The organism is Corynebacterium sp. CNJ-954 (genome assembly GCF_001942345.1).
In the GTDB taxonomy this organism is placed as follows: domain Bacteria; phylum Actinomycetota; class Actinomycetes; order Mycobacteriales; family Mycobacteriaceae; genus Corynebacterium.
The window spans coordinates 98,561-114,164 of sequence record NZ_MKKI01000033.1 but is presented as its reverse complement, the minus strand read 5'-3'; the positions used below and the strand labels follow the sequence as shown (position 1 = coordinate 114,164).

The window sequence follows — 15,604 nt, the reverse complement described above, 5'->3', positions numbered from 1 at the left end:
GACTCAGCGTCCTTTCGACATTTCCTGCTCGATGAGCTCATCGGCGCGATGGGTCTCGTGCCGCAGCTCCTCGAACAGTTCCTGACGGAGCCGGACGTAGTCCGGGTCCGTGATCAGCTCATGGGTCCGGGGGCGGGGAAGATCCACGCGAATTTCCTTGCTGATCCGCCCCGGGCGCGGCGACATGACCAAGATCCGGTCGCTGAGAATCAGCGCTTCATCGATGTCGTGGGTGACGAAGAGGACCGTCTTCCGGTCTCTCTCCCACAGCTCCAGGAGGAGTTCCTGCATCGTGATCCGTGTCTGCGCGTCAAGGGCACCGAAAGGCTCATCCATGAGCAGGATCGGTGGATCGTTGACCAGGACGCGGGCCAGACCGACGCGTTGCCGCATACCACCGGACAGCTCTTTGGGCAGGTGTTTGTCGAACCCCGCGAGACCGACGTTCTCCAGGTACTGGTCGACGTTCTTCTCGATCGTCTCGGATGACTCCGACTTCCGCATCTTCGGGCCGAACGCCACGTTGGACCGGACAGTCATCCAGGGGAACAACGTGGCCTCCTGAAAGACAACACCCCGTTCCGGTGAGGGGCCTTCCAGTGGCTGACCGTCGACCTCGACGTGTCCGCGGCTCGGGGTGGTGAACCCTGCGATCAGGTTGAGTGCCGTCGATTTACCGCAACCGCTCGGGCCCAGCAGACAGACAAACTCCTGGTCTTCAACGGTCAGGTCCAGATTCGCCAGGGCATGTACTCGTTCCGACTCAGCTCCCGGCTTGGGAAATTCGACGTCAACAGCCTCCAGAGTGATCATCAGGGTCCTCCTCAGTGTGGCGGTGTGTGGTGTGGATTACTTCGTAGGGAAAACAGTAACGCAGGTCATATTTGCTGTCTATTGCAATTATCTCGGATATGGTTGCTGTTCATGGCATCAGATTTCACGTTTCACCAACTGCGCTCGTTCATTGCAGTGGCCGAGGAATCCAATTTCCGGCGTGCAGCGCTCCGTCTTCGCGTCAGCCAGTCCCCCCTGACCAGACAGGTTCAGTCGTTGGAGTCCGCACTCGGTGTGCGGCTGTTCAACCGGGCGGGACGCGGAGTCGAACTCAGCACTGCCGGTACCGCCTTCCTCGCCGAGGCCAGGGTCCTCCTCGAGGTCAATGACCGCGCCCGACGTGTGGCGGCCGATGCCGCAGCCGGGAAGACGGGCTCCCTGTCCGTCGGCTACACCGAACCAGTGGCCTTCGATTTTCTCCCCCACGTCCTCCAGCAGTTCCGGCAGGAGTTCCCTGAAGTCCAGCTCCAGCTGCGGGAGATGAACTCCTTCGAATCAGTCGACCACCTCGAACAACGCGGAGTGGACGTCGCCTATCTTCGACCCCCGGTGGAGTCACAGACCGTCGATCTGACCATGCTGCACCCCGATCCCCTCATTGCCGCCCTGCCGAGCGGCCACCCACTGTCCGGGCGGTCCACCATCGCACTCGCCGAACTCGCCGATGAGAAGTTCCTGACGTACTCGCAGGCTCTCGGCGGTGGCATCAGCGGATCCACTGCCCAGGCATGCGCTGCCGCGGGTTTCGCACCGAACTTCGTCGACTACGCGAGCAGCACCCCGATGCTCATGAGTCTGGTGGCCAGTCATATCGGGGTGACACTCGTGTCCCACCAGTTTTCCCTCATCCCCTACCTCGGCGTCGACTTCGTGAAACTCTCGGACACCCGGGCAGAGAGTTTCCTCGCTCTCGCTGTCCGAAACGACAGCAACAGCCCCGCCGCCGAAGCTCTCTGCGAGATCTCCGTCAAAGTGTCGGAACAACACTTCGGGCGTCACGACCGAGAGCCATAGCCAGCGTTCAGATCGGCAGCATACATCTCAAACGCACGCTACTTGATAGCTACTTGATAGATCTATCAAGTAGACGGCCCTTCCACCACCGGTTCACCGCCCGGCGTGCAGGGTCCTCCACCAGCGCGTAACTCAGCGCCGCGACCGGGATGGTCAACACCACCGTCGCCACCAGTACGAGCACCGTCTGCCCCTGGAACAGTCCGATCCCCAGCAGCGGGAACACCAGCGACAACATCGCCATGTGCCACAGGAAGATGGAGTACGACCACCGCCCCAACGCCTGCATCACCGCCGAGTCCAGCACCCGGGACTCCGGTTGCACCGCCCACGGGACAATCAGGCTGGCAGCGAAGACCATGCCGTAGAAAGTGCGCCGGGCGAACTCACCGTCCCCCGCAGTGACCAGCCCCTCAGGTCCGTCCACGGCGGCGACGAACACCGCCAGCACCGCCAGCAGAATCCATATCCACCGTCGCCCCGCCCATCGCCGGACGGCACGGGCGGCACCTTCCCGTCCCGGAGCCCCGGTGTCCGCCAACCAGCCCTCGAGCTCGGCGGCGAGCAGTCCCGCCCCGAACCAGGACAGGAAGGCCCACGGCATGATGTGCGCGTTCACCTCCGCGTCATGCCACGCGATGAACGGCCACACGTAGCTCAGGCACCCCACGGCGAGGATCGCAGTCACCCTCATCCGCCGACTCCGCCGTCCCACCGCAAGCGCCAGCAGCGGCATCAGCAGATAGAAGAACATTTCCACACACAGCGACCACAGGTGCGTCAGCCCACCGACCAGACCGTCCGGCACGTAGTTCTGCAGCAGCAGCAGATTCGCCACTGTGGCCACCGGCCCCGGCGCGCCGCCCTCCGACGCCACCGGGAACAACAGCAGCACGACGACCACTGTCACCCAGTAGGCCGGCATGATTCGGCCGAGGCGTTTCACGTAGTAGGACATCCACCCCGTCTCTGCAGCGTGACGGCGCCACAACAGGAAGCCGGACAGTGCGAAGAAGACGGGAACGAAGAAGTCCAGCCGTGCCATCATCCGGTTGACCAGCGCGCCGGTGTCGTTGCCGGTCTGGAAGGCTACATGGGCGACGATGATCCCCAACGCCGCGACCGCACGCAACCCCTCCAGGGCGGGGAGGAAAGCTTTCGGGGACCGGCTCGGCGTGCTCATCGACGATCAGGATACCGTGGTGACGCTACTCTCCGAGCCTCCCACGGGTGAACGTCTCTCACCATTATTGTTTTTCGCAGCGCGTTCCTCCCCGGCATCGTAGTTTCAGCCGGTAAAGTAGCCGTGAACACCCCGCTCTCTGACGTACACCAGGACAGGAACCAGGCCACCATGAAGAAGGTCTTCTCCCACCTCGCCATCATCCTCGGCGCCGCACTGCTGGTCATCGCACTGGCTTTGCCGATCTACGTCCTCCCCAAAGGCAAGGTCATCCCGAAGGACATCGAGTCGGCGACGGTCACCAAGGTCACGCCGGGGATCCTGACCGATGCCGGGGCACTCGCCGCCGACAAGCCGGTGGCCGGGAAGGACTCACTGCCGGAGTGCCGCGGGGAGAACAAGGTGGTCAGCTGCTTCATCTGGCCGGAGACCGACATTCAGTCCCAGCGGTTCGTCATGGCCCAGGACCCCACCGACGACGACGAGGTCACCCTGGAGGCCGGCGGTACCGTCTACCAGGCCGACCTGCCGGAGCCGGAGAACCTGCTCTCCGCCGAGATCGACCGGGTCACGCTGGACCGCAAGACCGCCTTCCCCGTCGACGAGCCGACCTCGTCACTGAACATCACCGCCCCCGGGGCCGACGGCGGCAACGTCCAGGAGGACGTCCCGCAGTTCACCCGGACCGGCCTGCAGTTCCAGTTCCCCTTCAACACGGAGAAGAAAGCCTACCCGTTCTTCGACCACCGGTTGATGGAGACCAACGACATCGACTTCGTCGACCAGGAGAAGATGGACGGCGAGACGGTCTACCGCTTCGAGCAGGAGATCGGCCCGTCGGAGATGTACCCCAACGTGGAGGCCATGCTCAAGGGTGACGGTGAGCTCAGCGCCGCCGACCGGCAGTCCCTCGGTTCGCTGAAGCTGTCGTTCCCGGCCGCGAAGTGGGGGCTGACCCCCGACGAGGTCGACGGATGGGATCCGGAGGACGACCCCGCCGCGACGAACGACGAAGACTCCGATGAGGGCGCCGACGACGCAGAGGGCTCGGACGACGCGGCGGACGCCGACCTGGGCCCGGAGGTCGAGATGAGCCGGTACTACACCGTCAACCGCGTCCTGCGAGTCCAGCCCGACACCGGCGTGATCGTCCACGGCGCCGAGGAAGTCTGGATGTTCTACGCCCGCGACGATGCGGAAGCCGAGGAGATGGCCAAGCCGGAGAACCGGGAGCGCGAGCTGGAGAACCCGACCCGCACCGCCCTGTACTACCCCGGTGAGTTCAACGACGAGACACACGACAACCAGATGGCACGCGCGAAGGACGGTCTGAAGACCATGGACCTCATCGGCACCTACGTGCCGTGGGGCGCCGGGATCATCGGTGTCATCCTGCTCATCATCGGCTTCCTGCTCTCCCGGGCCGCCGGTCGCCACCGCAACTGACACCTCCACCCCGTGGCGACCTGCTGTTTTACCGGTGGGGTTTCCCAGCGAGGCGTACTATGCCGCACCTGCCTACGATGAGACGATGACCACGCAGGACCAGAGCCCGTCGCGACCGCTCACGGTGCGCCCGCCGCTCCTGCTCCACCTCTGGTGCGCACTGCTGGTCGGCATCGTCTTCTGGCCGTTCCTCTCCACGCTGTTCAGCTATGCGGGCCCGGGTTCCGCGACCCCGTCCCTGATCCTCCGGGACATGGTCGTCCCCCACTCCATGGCCCTGAACGACCTGGCCACCGCCCGCGACGGGCTTCCGCGCGCCGTCCCCCAGGACACGGTGCTGGCCTGGTTGTCCCCGCTCTGCCCACCACCGGTGACGGTCAGCGTGCTCATGCTGGCGGGAGGCTACGTCGGTGCCCTCGGGGCGGCAGCACTCGTCCGGCAGGTCGTCGGTCGCGATGGCGACAGCGGTGACAGCCGTCGGGGGGCCTGGGTCGCCGGCGCGCTCGCCGCGGCAGTCACCCTGTGGAATCCCTACGTCGCCGAACGACTACTGCAGGGACATTGGTCGGTCGTCCTCGCCGGGGTGCTGCTGCCCGCCGTGGCCGTCAGCGCGATGCGACGCTCGCCGGCATCGCTGGTCGCCCTCGTCGTACTCCTCCTGGTCAGTGCCCTGACCCCGACCGGCCTGATCCTGGCCACCCTGACCGCGGCAGTGGCGGCTCTCGTCGGCGCAGCGCCGCGGCGACGGGTGTTCACCGTCGTCTGCATCGGCACCGTCGGCACGGTCCTGTCCCTCCCCTGGGTCATCCCCACGCTGGTCACCGCGGGTGCTGACGCGACACGGACCGATGCCGCCGGGGCTGCGTTGTTCGCTGCCGGGGCAGAACCGGGCGTCGGCGCGCTGGGGGCGTTGGCCGGGCTCGGCGGGATCTGGAATGCTGACGCGATCCCCGCTTCCCGCGAAGCACTCGCACCGGTGAGCACCGGTGCCGGAGTGGTCCTGGCGCTCGCGGCCGTCGTGGCTGCGGTCCTGCTGTCGCGTCGCGGTCGGCTACGGGGTGCCCCCCTGGTCTGGCTGGCCCTGGCGTCCGTCGTGGTCCCGGCCCTGATGTCCACTGCCCCGGGGATCACTGTGACCGGGTGGTTCCTCGAATACGTGCCGGGAGCTGGTCTGGTCCGCGACTCCCAGAAGTTCGTGGTCCTCGCGCTTCCCGGGCTGATTGTCCTCCTCGCCTCGGCGGTGACACCCGTGGTGCAGGCAGGACGGCGCACGGCCGCCGCATGCTCCACCGCCGTCCTCGCCCTGGTGTGGGTCGCGGTACCCGTGTTGCCGCGGGATCTCGCCGACCTCGCCCCCGTGCAACTCGACGGCGTCTACGAGGAACTCGCCGACCAGGTCACTACCTGGCAGGACGATCACGGGATAACTACCCGGACCCTGTTGTGGCCGCCCGGTAACTACCGGATGATCGGGGACCGTCCCGCATTGGACCCGGCACTCAAGATGCTGCCCGGCCGGCCCCTCGACCCGGGCTACCTGATCGTCGACGGTGCCCTGGTCGACGGTGATCCGGACACGGTCGCCGCCCTCAACGAGCTGGCGTCCGGGGAGGACACGCTGGCGGACCGGGGTATCGACCTGGTCGTCGTCGAGGACGGTGGAGCCGGTGGGAACGGTGGCGTCGACACCCGCGGCATGGCCGACGTCCTGCGGGAGCACGATGAGCTCTGGTCGTCCGGACGGTGGACCCTCTACGCCGTCGACAGGTGAATCGGGGCGGGATGATCAGGCCCCCTACTCCAGCTCCACCTTGCGGTTCCAGGAGTACACGGTCCGCCACAGGCACAGCAGCATGAGGATGACCATCGGCGGGATGAAGCCCAGCGGCATCATCGAATCATAGGAGGACGTCGTACCCGGATCGCGTCCGATCTCGTCCAGCAGGCTGTAGCCACCCAGGGTCCACCCTGATGTGTCGCCGGTGATGCCCACCGGGATGGCGAACAGTCCGATCAGCGCCACCACCTGGCTGACCATGCCCAGCAGGAAGAACACCAGCACCGGACCACCGGCGCCCAGGGTCTGCAGCCACCGCTCCTTGCCCAGGGAGATCGAGAAGTAGTACTGGACCGGCCCGGTCAGGGTGGCCAGGTAGCCACCGACCAGCACGCTGACCATCAGCCACGCCGGCACGCCGGAGTCAGAGACTGCCGTCCGGAGCTCCCGGAACATCTCGCCGAGGCCGGTGACCTGCTCGTTACCGGCGGAGAACCCGACCCAGAGCAGGCAGCCGAGGAGCACGGTCACCATCAGGCTCACCGTGGTCACGACCACGGCCCACAGCATCTTCACCGTGAAGATTCGGCTGCCCTTCACCGGGATGGTCTGTGTGAGGTAGCCGGAGGCACCGTAGCTGGAGCGCCAGTAGTCCACGGCGAGCACGATCTGCATGACCGGGGTGAAGCCCATGACCACCATGATCCCGACGCCCGCGGCGAGGGTGCTGAAAACCGTCCAGTCGACGGCGATCAACGCCGTGCAGAGCAGGATCGCCAGCACCGCCAGGCCGAGGACGACGGCGAGCATGCTGCGGGTGCGCAGCCACTCATAGCGGAAAAGAGTGCGTGTCGGTGTCGTCGGTGTCGTCGGTGTCGTTGCGGTAGTCATCGGTACTCCTCCCGGAAGATGCCGTCCAGGCTGGTGCCGTGGTGGGCGCGCAGGTCATCGGCACTGCCCTGGAGCATCACCTGGCCGTAGCGCATCATCACCACCGCATCGAGCATCGGCTCGAGGTCGTGGACGAGGTGCGTGGAAATCAGCAGCAGCGAGTCCTCCGAGAGGTTCGCCATGATGCTCCTGAGGATCGAGTCACGGGCGGACGGGTCCACCCCGGAGATCGGTTCATCGAGCAGGTAGACCGGTGTGCGACGTGACATGGCGATCGCCACCTGCACCTTCTCCCGCATGCCCTTGGAAAGTTGTTTGATGCGGAGCCCCTCGTCGATCCCGAAGTCGGCGATCATCGCGCGGGCCTTGTCGATGTCGAAGTCGGCGAAGAAGTCGCTCCACATCGCCAGGCAGAAGCTGACCTTGTGGGACGGGATGAGGAATCCCACGTCCGGCAGGAAGGACACCAGCGCCTTGGATTCCGGGCCCGGGGCATGCCCGGCGATGGCCACCTCGCCGTCGTATCCGGTCAGGACGCCGGCGAGCGTCTTGAGCAGGGTCGTCTTCCCGCAGCCGTTCTCGCCGAGCAGGCCCACGATCTGGCCGGGCTGCAGGTCCAGGTCGATGCTGGCGAGCGCCGTCCGACGGCCGTAGTTCTTGCTGAGCGCGCGGGCGTGGATCAGGCCCGTGGTGTGTGGGGTGTCCATCATGACTCCTCCGTTTCTGTGTCTGTATCTGTCTTTCCCCACCTGGTCGCGACGAGGGTCTCCGCCTCGCTCCGGCTCAGTGCCAGTCCGCGGACGCGTCGGACGAAATCGTCGACGGCACCCCGCGCCAGGTTCTGGCGTTCCTCGTTGATCCGGTCGCCGTCCTCGGTGACGAACCGTCCCACCGTCCGCTCGGTGCGGCACAGACCGGCCCGTTCGAGTTCACTCAGCGACCGTTGGACGGTGTTGGGGTTCACCCCCAGTTCGGCGGCAAGCTCGCGGACGCCGGGAAGACGTGCCCCCGGTGTCCATTGACCGGTCACGATGCGCCGTGAGAACTCCACGAGCAGCTGACTCCAGATCGGGGACGAGTTGTCGAATTCCACGGCCACCTCCTCACTGCGTTTCCGCCATCTTGTCTCTCTGTATTAGGTACCTAATACACTGACACGGCGAAGTGCTCTTGTCAATGGCCGAACTCTCCGGAGTTTCTCGGGTCGAACTCTCAAAAACGTGCTTTCGCACTCTCTGACCTGCTGATACAGTCCACTCCCGACGCACGGCCCGTCCCGCGCGTCACCCTACGAGAAGGGGAGTAGTTCCCGGCCACCCCGGCCGGCGTTGTGTCGACATACCGGCCGTCCCGCCCGGCCCGGCACCGCACCTGCGCTGTTTTCCGCACCGCGACAGCACCGCAGGCGAACGAGACCTTCGGCCCAGCACCCATGCCGGAACAGCCGAAAAAGAGGTCGCCGACACCATGACAACCACCCAACTTCTCCTCATCGCCCTCGGGGTGTCCGCCGACGCCTTCGCGGTCTCCGTCGTCCAGGGAACGACGATCCGCGAGCACGTGATGCGCCGGATACTGCTGCTGTCCCTGGTCTTCGGTGCCTTTCAGGCGGTGATGCCGTTGATCGGCTGGGCAGTGGGATCGTCCGTCGCCGACCTGGTCACCAGCGTCGACCACTGGATCGCCTTCGCACTGCTTGGCGGCATCGGGGCGAAGATGGTCATCGACAGTGTCACCGCCGGCCCGTCCGACACGACGGCGACGGCATTCACCGTCCGCTCCGTCCTCACTCTCGGCATCGCGACGAGCATCGACGCCCTCGCCGTGGGCATCGGCTTCGCGCTCGTGCCGATCAACATTCTCTGTGCCGTCGGGCTGATCGGCGTGATCACCTTCCTGGCATCCCTGGCGGGTGGCTGGCTCGGTCACCACGGCGGCCGGAAGCTCGGCAGGCCCGCCACATTCATCGGTGGGCTCGTACTCGTCGCCATCGGAGTGAGCATCCTGGTCGAGCACCTGGGGTAAACTGGTTTCCCCGTCGGCAGTACCGCAGGAGACCTCATGGACGAGTACTGGGGAGACGTTGTCCCCTTCCAGAAACCCCCGCGACGCGAGCGCCGTCCGGGCCCCTATGTCGTCGGCCTCTTGACAGCCGTCGCCCTCTTCGGGTTTGCCGCCGCCCTGGCACAGCTCCTCCCCCGCGACACCGCCGATGACCTGTATCCGCTCATCAGCTCACTGGTGGCGGGCGGTATCCTGCTCATCCTCGTTGTCGGCGTCGCGGCCGTGAGTTTCCGGTGGCCGGACAAGGCCCTGGCGCTGGTGACGGCGGCGTGTTTCATCATTGCGGCTCTCGCCTACCCCACGTCACGGGCAGACCAGAACCTCCCGGTCATCTTCTCGCTCAGCATCCTCCATCCCCTCGGACGTGCGCTGGGCCTGGCGTGCCTGCTCGTTCTCGTGTTCCGCGTGGCCCGGAGGCTGTTCCGGGGCCGTCCGGGCGCTACTTCCTGAGACCGGTGAGCAGTTCCTCCCAGGCCGCGCCGGTCCGCTGCCAGGAGAACGTCCCCGCACGTTCCCGTGCAGCCTCCCCCAGCCTCGACAGGCGGGACGGGTCCTCCATCAACTGGCCCAGCATGTTGATCAGCCCACCCTCCGAGTTGACCAGGACTCCGGTGACACCGTCCACGACGCTGTCGCGCAACCCGGCCGACGAGCGGTAGCCCAGCGTGGGCACCCCGTGCAGGCCCGCCTCGATGACCGCCAGACCCCAGCCCTCCTTCCTGCTGGGCAGGACATGCAGGTCCGCCCGCGCCAGGACGCGGTGCTTGACCTCCTCGCTGACATGACCGTGGAAGATCACGTGCCCTGACACCCCGAGGTCCTCGGCGTGCCGTCGTAACCGTTCAGACCACCACCCGTCACCGATGATGTCGAGATACGTCTCCGGGTGGCGGGGAAGGACGCTGGCCAGCGCGTCCATGGCATGCTCGATCTGCTTGTGCGGCACCAGCCGTGACAGCGTGACCAGGCGGAACCGTCCTGACCGTCCTGACCGTCCCTGACCCCCCGTGTCACCGGTGGTGACGGAGTCAGGGATGTCTACGCCGTTGCGGATCACGGTGATCCGTCGACGGTCCACCCCGAGATCCACGAGTTCCTCGGCACTCGGCTCCGACACGGTCACATAAGGCGTCCGCCGATGCACCCACGGCGACAGACGCGATTCGAGGAACCAGCCGATCCGCGACAGCACGGGCCCGGCGACCGGCCACTGCTCACGGTGGCAGTGGTGGGTCAGCAGGACGGCGCGTGCACCGTCGCGTCCTGCCCCGGCGATCATGCGCGCGAAGAACGGCACACCGTTCTGCGTGTCGACGACCACGTCCGGACGCTCGCTACGCAGCATGTACCACCATGCCCGCGGATACACGGTCAGGGCTCCGCCGCCACGGCTGTAGCGGACCCCGTTGCGCTCCTCCGACGGTGCCGATCCGGGATAGCGGGCGGTGCGGAACGTCACCGTATGCCCCTGCCGCGCGAGGTATTCCGCGACGCGCTCGAGATAGACCTCACTACCACCGCCTTCCGGGTGGCCGGAGTCGCGCCAACACAGCAACAGAACCTTCATGACCGTTCTCACGATACAGGCACGGCATCGGCGCCCCGTCGCACTGCGCATATCAACGTGCTCTCCTGTAGTTATCGTTCTGTACATGGGGGGACATGGTGCACTGGAGCAATGGCAGACGAGCCGCTGCGCAGTCCCGTATTGCCTGCACAGAACCCGTAGTGGGATCATCAGCACATGCCCTCGGATTCTTCCGGCCCCTCCTCCCGTCCCGGACTCCCCACTCTCCGCCGACGCGCGACACTGCGCCGCTCCCTCGGCCTGCTCGGCGACTTCCGCTTCGAGCAGAGCGACCCCGACCGGTTCTACGGTCACCTCGCCGAGGACACGGTCGGTCTCCTCACCGACCTCTGGAACGATGCGTCCGGCGCCCCCCTCCACGGATGCCGCATCCTCGATGTCGGCGGCGGCCCCGGCTACTTCGGCCGGGCGTTTGCTGCGGCAGGGGTCGGGCCCGGTGACTACGTCACCTGCGAGCCGGATGTCGGCGAGATGGCTGCGGCCGGGATCCATCTGCAGTCCTCCGTGCGTGGGTCCGGCATGGACCTTCCGTTCGCCGACGGGGCCTTCGACATCACCTACTCCTCCAATGTCGCCGAGCACGTCTCCGACCCGTGGCGGATGGCCGACGAGATGCTGCGTGTCACCCGACCTGGCGGGCTGATGATCTTCTCGTACACCTGCTGGCTGGGACCCTTCGGTGGGCATGAGACCGGCCTGTGGCAGCACTACGTGGGCGGGGAGTACGCGGCGCGCCGGTATGAGAGGAAGAACGGCCATCCGCCCAAGAACCGCTGGGGCGAGAGCCTGTTCAACGTCTCCTGTGCCGACGGACTGCGCTATGCGCAGGACGCCGCGTCCGGACAACGTGCGGAGGACGCCGAGTTCCTCGCCGCCTTCCCCCGCTACCACCCGTGGTGGGCGTGGTGGATGGTCAACGTCCCGGGAGTGCGGGAACTGGCGGTCTCGAACCTGGTTCTGGTGTTGCGGAAACAGGTCACCGTGTAGCTTCACGACACAAAACCGCAGGAAAACGGCACCCCCGAACCTCGCCCGAATGCCGCATGCAACCACATATGGGGATAGAGTGATCGGCGACACATGTTGCACACCGATGTCGTCGCACCAACAAGTGAGGCAAGTGAGGACCGTCATGACAAACAACAGCATCCCCGAGGCTTTCATCTACGAAGCCGTACGAACCCCGCGCGGTAAAGGCAAGCCCGGCGGCAGCCTCCACACCGTCAAACCCGTTGACCTGCTCAGTGGGCTTATCACCGAGATCCTCGACCGTAACCCGGGCCTCGACCCGGCAGCGGTCGGCGACGTCATCTCCGGCGTGGTCACCCCGCTCGGCGACCAGGGAATGGACATTGCCCGGACCGCCGCGCTGAACGCGGGTCTGCCCTACTCGGCGACCGGTGTGCAGATCAACCGTTACTGCGCCTCCGGCCTGACCGCCCTGAACCTGGGTGCGATGAAGGTCCGTTCCGGCTGGGAGGACCTCGTCCTCGCCGGTGGCGTGGAGTCGATGTCCCGCGTCCCCATGGGCTCCGACGGTGGCGCCCTGGCCATGGACCCGGAGACCTCCTTCGCCAACGACTTCATCCCGCAGGGCATCTCCGCCGACCTGATCGCCACGCTCGACGGCGTCGGCCGCGAGGAGCTCGACGCCTACGCCTCCCGCTCCCACGAGCGTGCCGCGAAGGCCTGGGACGAGAACCGGTTCGCCAACTCCGTCGTGCCGGTCAAGGACCGCAACGGCGTGACCGTCCTGGACCGCGATGAGACCATCCGTCCCGGGACGACCCCGGAGAAGCTCGCCGGTCTGCGTCCCGCCTTCGCCGCGATCGGCGAGCAGGGCGGTTTCGACGCCGTGGCCCTGACGAAGTACCCGCAGCTCGAGACCATCAACCACGTGCACCACGGCGGTAACTCCTCCGGCATCGTCGACGGCGCCTCACTGCTGATGATCGGTTCCGAGGCCGCCGGCAAGAAGAACGACCTCACCCCGCGTGCACGCGTCGTCGCTGCGGTGACCACCGGTGTCGAGCCCACGATCATGCTCACCGCCCCCGCGCCGGCAGCTCGCGCCGCCCTGGAGCAGGCCGGCCTGACCGCCGACGACATCGACGTCTGGGAGATCAACGAGGCCTTCTCCTCCGTCGTCCTGCGTGCCCAGCGCGACCTGAACATCCCGGACGAGAAGCTCAACATCAACGGTGGCGCCATCGCCATGGGCCACCCGCTGGGTGCCACCGGTGCGATGATCACCGGCACCGCCGTCGACGAGCTGCACCGCACGGGCGGACGCTACGCCCTGATCACCCTCTGCGTCGCCGCGGGCATGGGTGTGGCCACCATCATCGAGCGCGTCTAACCACTGCTGAACACCGATTTTCTCTAGGAGATACACCTCATGAGCGACAACATCATCGCCTGGGAGACCGACGGCAACGGCGTGGTCACCCTCACCATCGACGACCCCAGCTCGTCCGTCAACACCATGAACGACGCCTTCCAGTCCTCCCTCACGGAGACGGCGGAGAAGCTGAAGGCCGGTGTCGAGGCCGGCGAGGTCAAGGGCGTGGTGGTCACCAGCGCGAAGAAGACCTTCTTCGCCGGTGGCGACATCAAGTCCATGATCAGGTCCACCCCGGCCGACGCCGAGGGCTTCCAGAAACAGCTCGACCAGATGAAGGCCGACATGCGCACCATCGAGACGCTCGGCGTCCCGGTCGTCGCCGCCCTGAACGGCACCGCCCTCGGCGGTGGGCTCGAAATCGCGCTGGCCACCCACCACCGCATCGCCGCGGACACCAGGGGCGCCAAGTTCGGCCTCCCCGAGGTCACCCTGGGCCTGCTCCCCGGTGGCGGCGGCGTGGCCCGTGTCACCCGCATGCTCGGTATCCAGGACGCCCTGATGAAGGTCCTGACCACCGGCCGCCAGTTCAGCGCCGACGCCGCCAAGGACACCGGCCTGATCGACGAGATCGTCCCCGCCGACCAACTCATCGACGCGGCCAAGGCTGGATCGCCTCGGAGCCGGAAGCCTCCCAGCCCTGGGACCGCAAGAGCTACCGCATGCCCGGCGGCACCCCGACCACCCCGGCGCTCGCCGCGATGCTGCCGAGCTTCCCCGCCAACGTCACCAAGCAGATCAAGGGCGCACCGATGCCCGCCCCGCAGGCGATCCTGTCCGCCGCCGTGGAGGGTGCGCAGCTCAAGCGCCTCGAGGACGCCACAGCCGTGGAGACCCGCTGGTTCGTCTCGCTGGTCACCGGCCCCACGTCCAAGAACATGATGCAGGCCTTCTTCTTCGACCTGAACCACTGCAACGGCGGCGGCTCCCGTCCCGTGCAGGAGGACGGCACGCCGTACCCCGCCACGACCTTCAAGAAGGTCGGTGTCATCGGTGCCGGCATGATGGGCGCCGGCATCGCCTACGTCGCCGCGAAGGCCGGCATCGAGGTCGTCCTCAAGGACATCTCCGAGGAGAACGCCCAGAAGGGCAAGGCCTACTCCGAGGGTCTGGAGGCCAAGGCCCTCAAGCGTGGCAAGACCACCGAGGAGAAGTCCGCCGCTCTGCTGGGACGCATCACCCCGACCGCCGACTACGCGGACCTCTCCGACGTCGACCTGGTGATCGAGGCCGTCTTCGAGAACACCGAGCTCAAGCACAAGGTCTTCGCCGAGATCGAGGCCGCCGTGCCGTCCACGGCCGTCCTGGGGTCGAACACCTCCACCCTGCCGATCACCGGACTGGCTGAGGGCGTCGACCGCGCCGCCGACTTCATCGGCCTGCACTTCTTCTCCCCCGTGGACAAGATGCCCCTGATCGAGATCATCTCCGGCGAGAAGACCGACCCGGCCGTCCTGGCCAAGGCGCTGGACTTCGCGCGCCAGATCCGCAAGACCCCGATCGTGGTCAACGACTCCCGCGGCTTCTTCACCTCCCGCGTGATCGGGACCGTGCTCAACGAGGCGATGCGTATGCTCGTCGAGGGCGTCGACCCCGCCGTGATCGAAGCGGCCGGACGCCAGGCCGGCTACCCCGCCCCGCAGCTGCAGCTGCAGGACGAGCTGAACCTGAAGCTGGCCCGCAAGATCGGTGCCGAGACGGCCGCGGCCGCCGAAGCAGCCGGCGTCACCGTCGACGACGGCGGCGTCAATGCGCTGGTCGACGCGATGCTGGACGAGTTCGACCGTCCCGGCAAGCTCGAGGGCAAGGGATTCTACGAGTACGACGAGAACGGCCGTCGTGCCGGCCTGTGGTCCGGCCTGCGCGGTGAGGTCCGCGACAAGCTGGGCATCACCCCGGTCACCGTCCCCGACGGCGAAGCCGCCACCGCCGGCGCTGACCTGGAGTCCACCAGCGGTTCCGCTGACGGTGCCCCGACGCTCAACGACCTCATCGAGCGCATGCTGTTCATCGAGGCCCTCGAGACCCAGCGCTGCATCGACGAGAACGTGCTGACCTCGGATGCCGACGCCAACATTGGCTCGATCCTGGGCATCGGCTACCCGGCGTGGACCGGTGGCAGCCGCCAGTTCATCAGCAACTACGCCCGTCCGGCCGCTGCCGCACTGCCGACAGACGCCGGTGACGACTACCCGACCAGCGGTGTCACCGGGTTCGTCGCCCGTGCCGAGGAGCTCGCGGCCGCCTACGGCGACCGGTTCGCCCCGCTGGACTCCCTGAAGGGCTAACAGCACCCGACGCCCCGGCGAGGGTTGACGACGGTCACTGTCTCTGACGGTGACCGTCGTTCTGCGTTCCCAGGCGCCTGCCAGTGCCCTGCCAGTTACGGACGCTATATTTACCGGA

Annotated in this window: 13 protein-coding genes and 1 pseudogene; 8 read left to right on the top strand and 6 right to left on the bottom strand. The window is 66.6% G+C overall.

Features of this window, described 5'->3' with window-relative positions; translation table 11 throughout:
- Positions 1–3: 3 nt before the first annotated feature.
- Positions 4–813, bottom strand: coding sequence for an ABC transporter ATP-binding protein (locus BJF89_RS10470; protein ID WP_075814644.1), 810 nt, complete (start codon positions 811–813; stop codon positions 4–6).
- A gap of 111 nt (positions 814–924) precedes the next feature.
- On the opposite strand from BJF89_RS10470, the gene BJF89_RS18585 reads away from it, so the two are divergent.
- A complete protein-coding gene (locus BJF89_RS18585) occupies positions 925–1,848 on the top strand; it encodes a LysR family transcriptional regulator (protein WP_075814641.1) in 924 nt (307 codons plus the stop codon).
- A gap of 49 nt (positions 1,849–1,897) precedes the next feature.
- Here the strand turns inward: BJF89_RS18585 and BJF89_RS10460 are convergent, their stop codons facing one another.
- A complete protein-coding gene (locus BJF89_RS10460; RefSeq protein WP_075814638.1) occupies positions 1,898–3,031 on the bottom strand; it encodes an acyltransferase in 1,134 nt (377 codons plus the stop codon).
- A gap of 123 nt (positions 3,032–3,154) precedes the next feature.
- Here BJF89_RS10460 and BJF89_RS10455 point away from each other — a divergent pair, with 123 nt between their 5' ends.
- On the top strand, positions 3,155–4,477 hold the full coding sequence (locus BJF89_RS10455; protein ID WP_255372594.1) for a DUF3068 domain-containing protein: 1,323 nt from the start codon (positions 3,155–3,157) through the stop codon (positions 4,475–4,477).
- An 85-nt stretch (positions 4,478–4,562) separates the two neighbouring features.
- Entirely contained in the window at positions 4,563–6,248 is a 1,686-nt protein-coding gene (locus BJF89_RS10450) for a hypothetical protein (protein ID WP_075814961.1), read from the top strand.
- Between the two features lie 24 nt (positions 6,249–6,272).
- On the opposite strand, the gene BJF89_RS10445 is transcribed toward BJF89_RS10450, so the two are convergent.
- The 3 genes from BJF89_RS10445 to BJF89_RS10435 are packed head-to-tail and all read right to left on the bottom strand — an operon-like array spanning position 6,273 to position 8,238.
- Positions 6,273–7,145, bottom strand: coding sequence for a hypothetical protein (locus tag BJF89_RS10445; RefSeq protein WP_075814636.1), 873 nt, complete (start codon positions 7,143–7,145; stop codon positions 6,273–6,275).
- Positions 7,142–7,855 (bottom strand): ATP-binding cassette domain-containing protein, encoded by a 714-nt coding sequence (locus tag BJF89_RS10440; RefSeq protein WP_075814633.1) that lies wholly within the window; start codon positions 7,853–7,855, stop codon positions 7,142–7,144. Before BJF89_RS10440 ends, BJF89_RS10445 begins: the two co-directional genes overlap by 4 nt.
- On the bottom strand, positions 7,852–8,238 hold the full coding sequence (locus BJF89_RS10435) for a GntR family transcriptional regulator (protein WP_075814630.1): 387 nt from the start codon (positions 8,236–8,238) through the stop codon (positions 7,852–7,854). The genes BJF89_RS10440 and BJF89_RS10435 overlap by 4 nt, the downstream gene beginning before the upstream one ends.
- 374 nt (positions 8,239–8,612) lie before the next feature.
- Here BJF89_RS10435 and BJF89_RS10430 point away from each other — a divergent pair, with 374 nt between their 5' ends.
- Together BJF89_RS10430 and BJF89_RS10425 are read left to right on the top strand one after the other, a co-directional pair.
- The gene (locus BJF89_RS10430) at positions 8,613–9,170 is read left to right on the top strand and encodes a manganese efflux pump MntP family protein (RefSeq protein ID WP_075814628.1); all 558 of its coding nucleotides are present in this window, start codon (positions 8,613–8,615) and stop codon (positions 9,168–9,170) included.
- A gap of 36 nt (positions 9,171–9,206) precedes the next feature.
- Positions 9,207–9,659, top strand: coding sequence for a hypothetical protein (locus BJF89_RS10425; RefSeq protein WP_075814624.1), 453 nt, complete (start codon positions 9,207–9,209; stop codon positions 9,657–9,659).
- Here BJF89_RS10425 and BJF89_RS10420 read toward each other — a convergent pair.
- Positions 9,649–10,776, bottom strand: coding sequence for a glycosyltransferase family 4 protein (locus BJF89_RS10420; RefSeq protein ID WP_075814621.1), 1,128 nt, complete (start codon positions 10,774–10,776; stop codon positions 9,649–9,651). The genes BJF89_RS10425 and BJF89_RS10420 overlap by 11 nt on opposite strands.
- Positions 10,777–10,953: 177 nt before the next feature.
- Between BJF89_RS10420 and BJF89_RS10415 the strand changes: the two genes are divergently transcribed.
- The 3 genes and pseudogenes from BJF89_RS10415 to BJF89_RS10405 all read left to right on the top strand — a co-directional run bounded on the left by BJF89_RS10415 (position 10,954) and on the right by BJF89_RS10405 (position 15,486).
- The gene (locus BJF89_RS10415; RefSeq protein WP_075814619.1) at positions 10,954–11,784 is read left to right on the top strand and encodes a bifunctional 2-polyprenyl-6-hydroxyphenol methylase/3-demethylubiquinol 3-O-methyltransferase UbiG; all 831 of its coding nucleotides are present in this window, start codon (positions 10,954–10,956) and stop codon (positions 11,782–11,784) included.
- A 145-nt stretch (positions 11,785–11,929) separates the two neighbouring features.
- Positions 11,930–13,156, top strand: coding sequence for an acetyl-CoA C-acetyltransferase (locus tag BJF89_RS10410; protein WP_075814617.1), 1,227 nt, complete (start codon positions 11,930–11,932; stop codon positions 13,154–13,156).
- Positions 13,157–13,195: 39 nt separating this feature from the next.
- Positions 13,196–15,486 (top strand): annotated as a pseudogene (locus tag BJF89_RS10405) (3-hydroxyacyl-CoA dehydrogenase NAD-binding domain-containing protein).
- The last annotated feature ends 118 nt before the right edge of the window (positions 15,487–15,604 follow it).

Excerpts from the sequence above, each read along its gene's own strand:
- BJF89_RS10460 (WP_075814638.1), bottom strand. The coding sequence starts at position 3,031 with ATGAGCACGCCGAGCCGGTCCCCGAAAGCTTTCCTCCCCGCCCTGGAG.
- BJF89_RS10430 (WP_075814628.1), top strand. The coding sequence starts at position 8,613 with ATGACAACCACCCAACTTCTCCTCATCGCCCTCGGGGTGTCCGCCGAC.
- BJF89_RS10420 (WP_075814621.1), bottom strand. The coding sequence starts at position 10,776 with ATGAAGGTTCTGTTGCTGTGTTGGCGCGACTCCGGCCACCCGGAAGGC.
- BJF89_RS10440 (WP_075814633.1), bottom strand. The coding sequence starts at position 7,855 with ATGATGGACACCCCACACACCACGGGCCTGATCCACGCCCGCGCGCTC.
- BJF89_RS10470 (WP_075814644.1), bottom strand. The coding sequence starts at position 813 with ATGATCACTCTGGAGGCTGTTGACGTCGAATTTCCCAAGCCGGGAGCT.
- BJF89_RS10445 (WP_075814636.1), bottom strand. The coding sequence starts at position 7,145 with ATGACTACCGCAACGACACCGACGACACCGACGACACCGACACGCACT.
- BJF89_RS10425 (WP_075814624.1), top strand. The coding sequence starts at position 9,207 with ATGGACGAGTACTGGGGAGACGTTGTCCCCTTCCAGAAACCCCCGCGA.
- BJF89_RS18585 (WP_075814641.1), top strand. The coding sequence starts at position 925 with ATGGCATCAGATTTCACGTTTCACCAACTGCGCTCGTTCATTGCAGTG.
- BJF89_RS10410 (WP_075814617.1), top strand. The coding sequence starts at position 11,930 with ATGACAAACAACAGCATCCCCGAGGCTTTCATCTACGAAGCCGTACGA.
- BJF89_RS10415 (WP_075814619.1), top strand. The coding sequence starts at position 10,954 with ATGCCCTCGGATTCTTCCGGCCCCTCCTCCCGTCCCGGACTCCCCACT.
- BJF89_RS10450 (WP_075814961.1), top strand. The coding sequence starts at position 4,563 with ATGACCACGCAGGACCAGAGCCCGTCGCGACCGCTCACGGTGCGCCCG.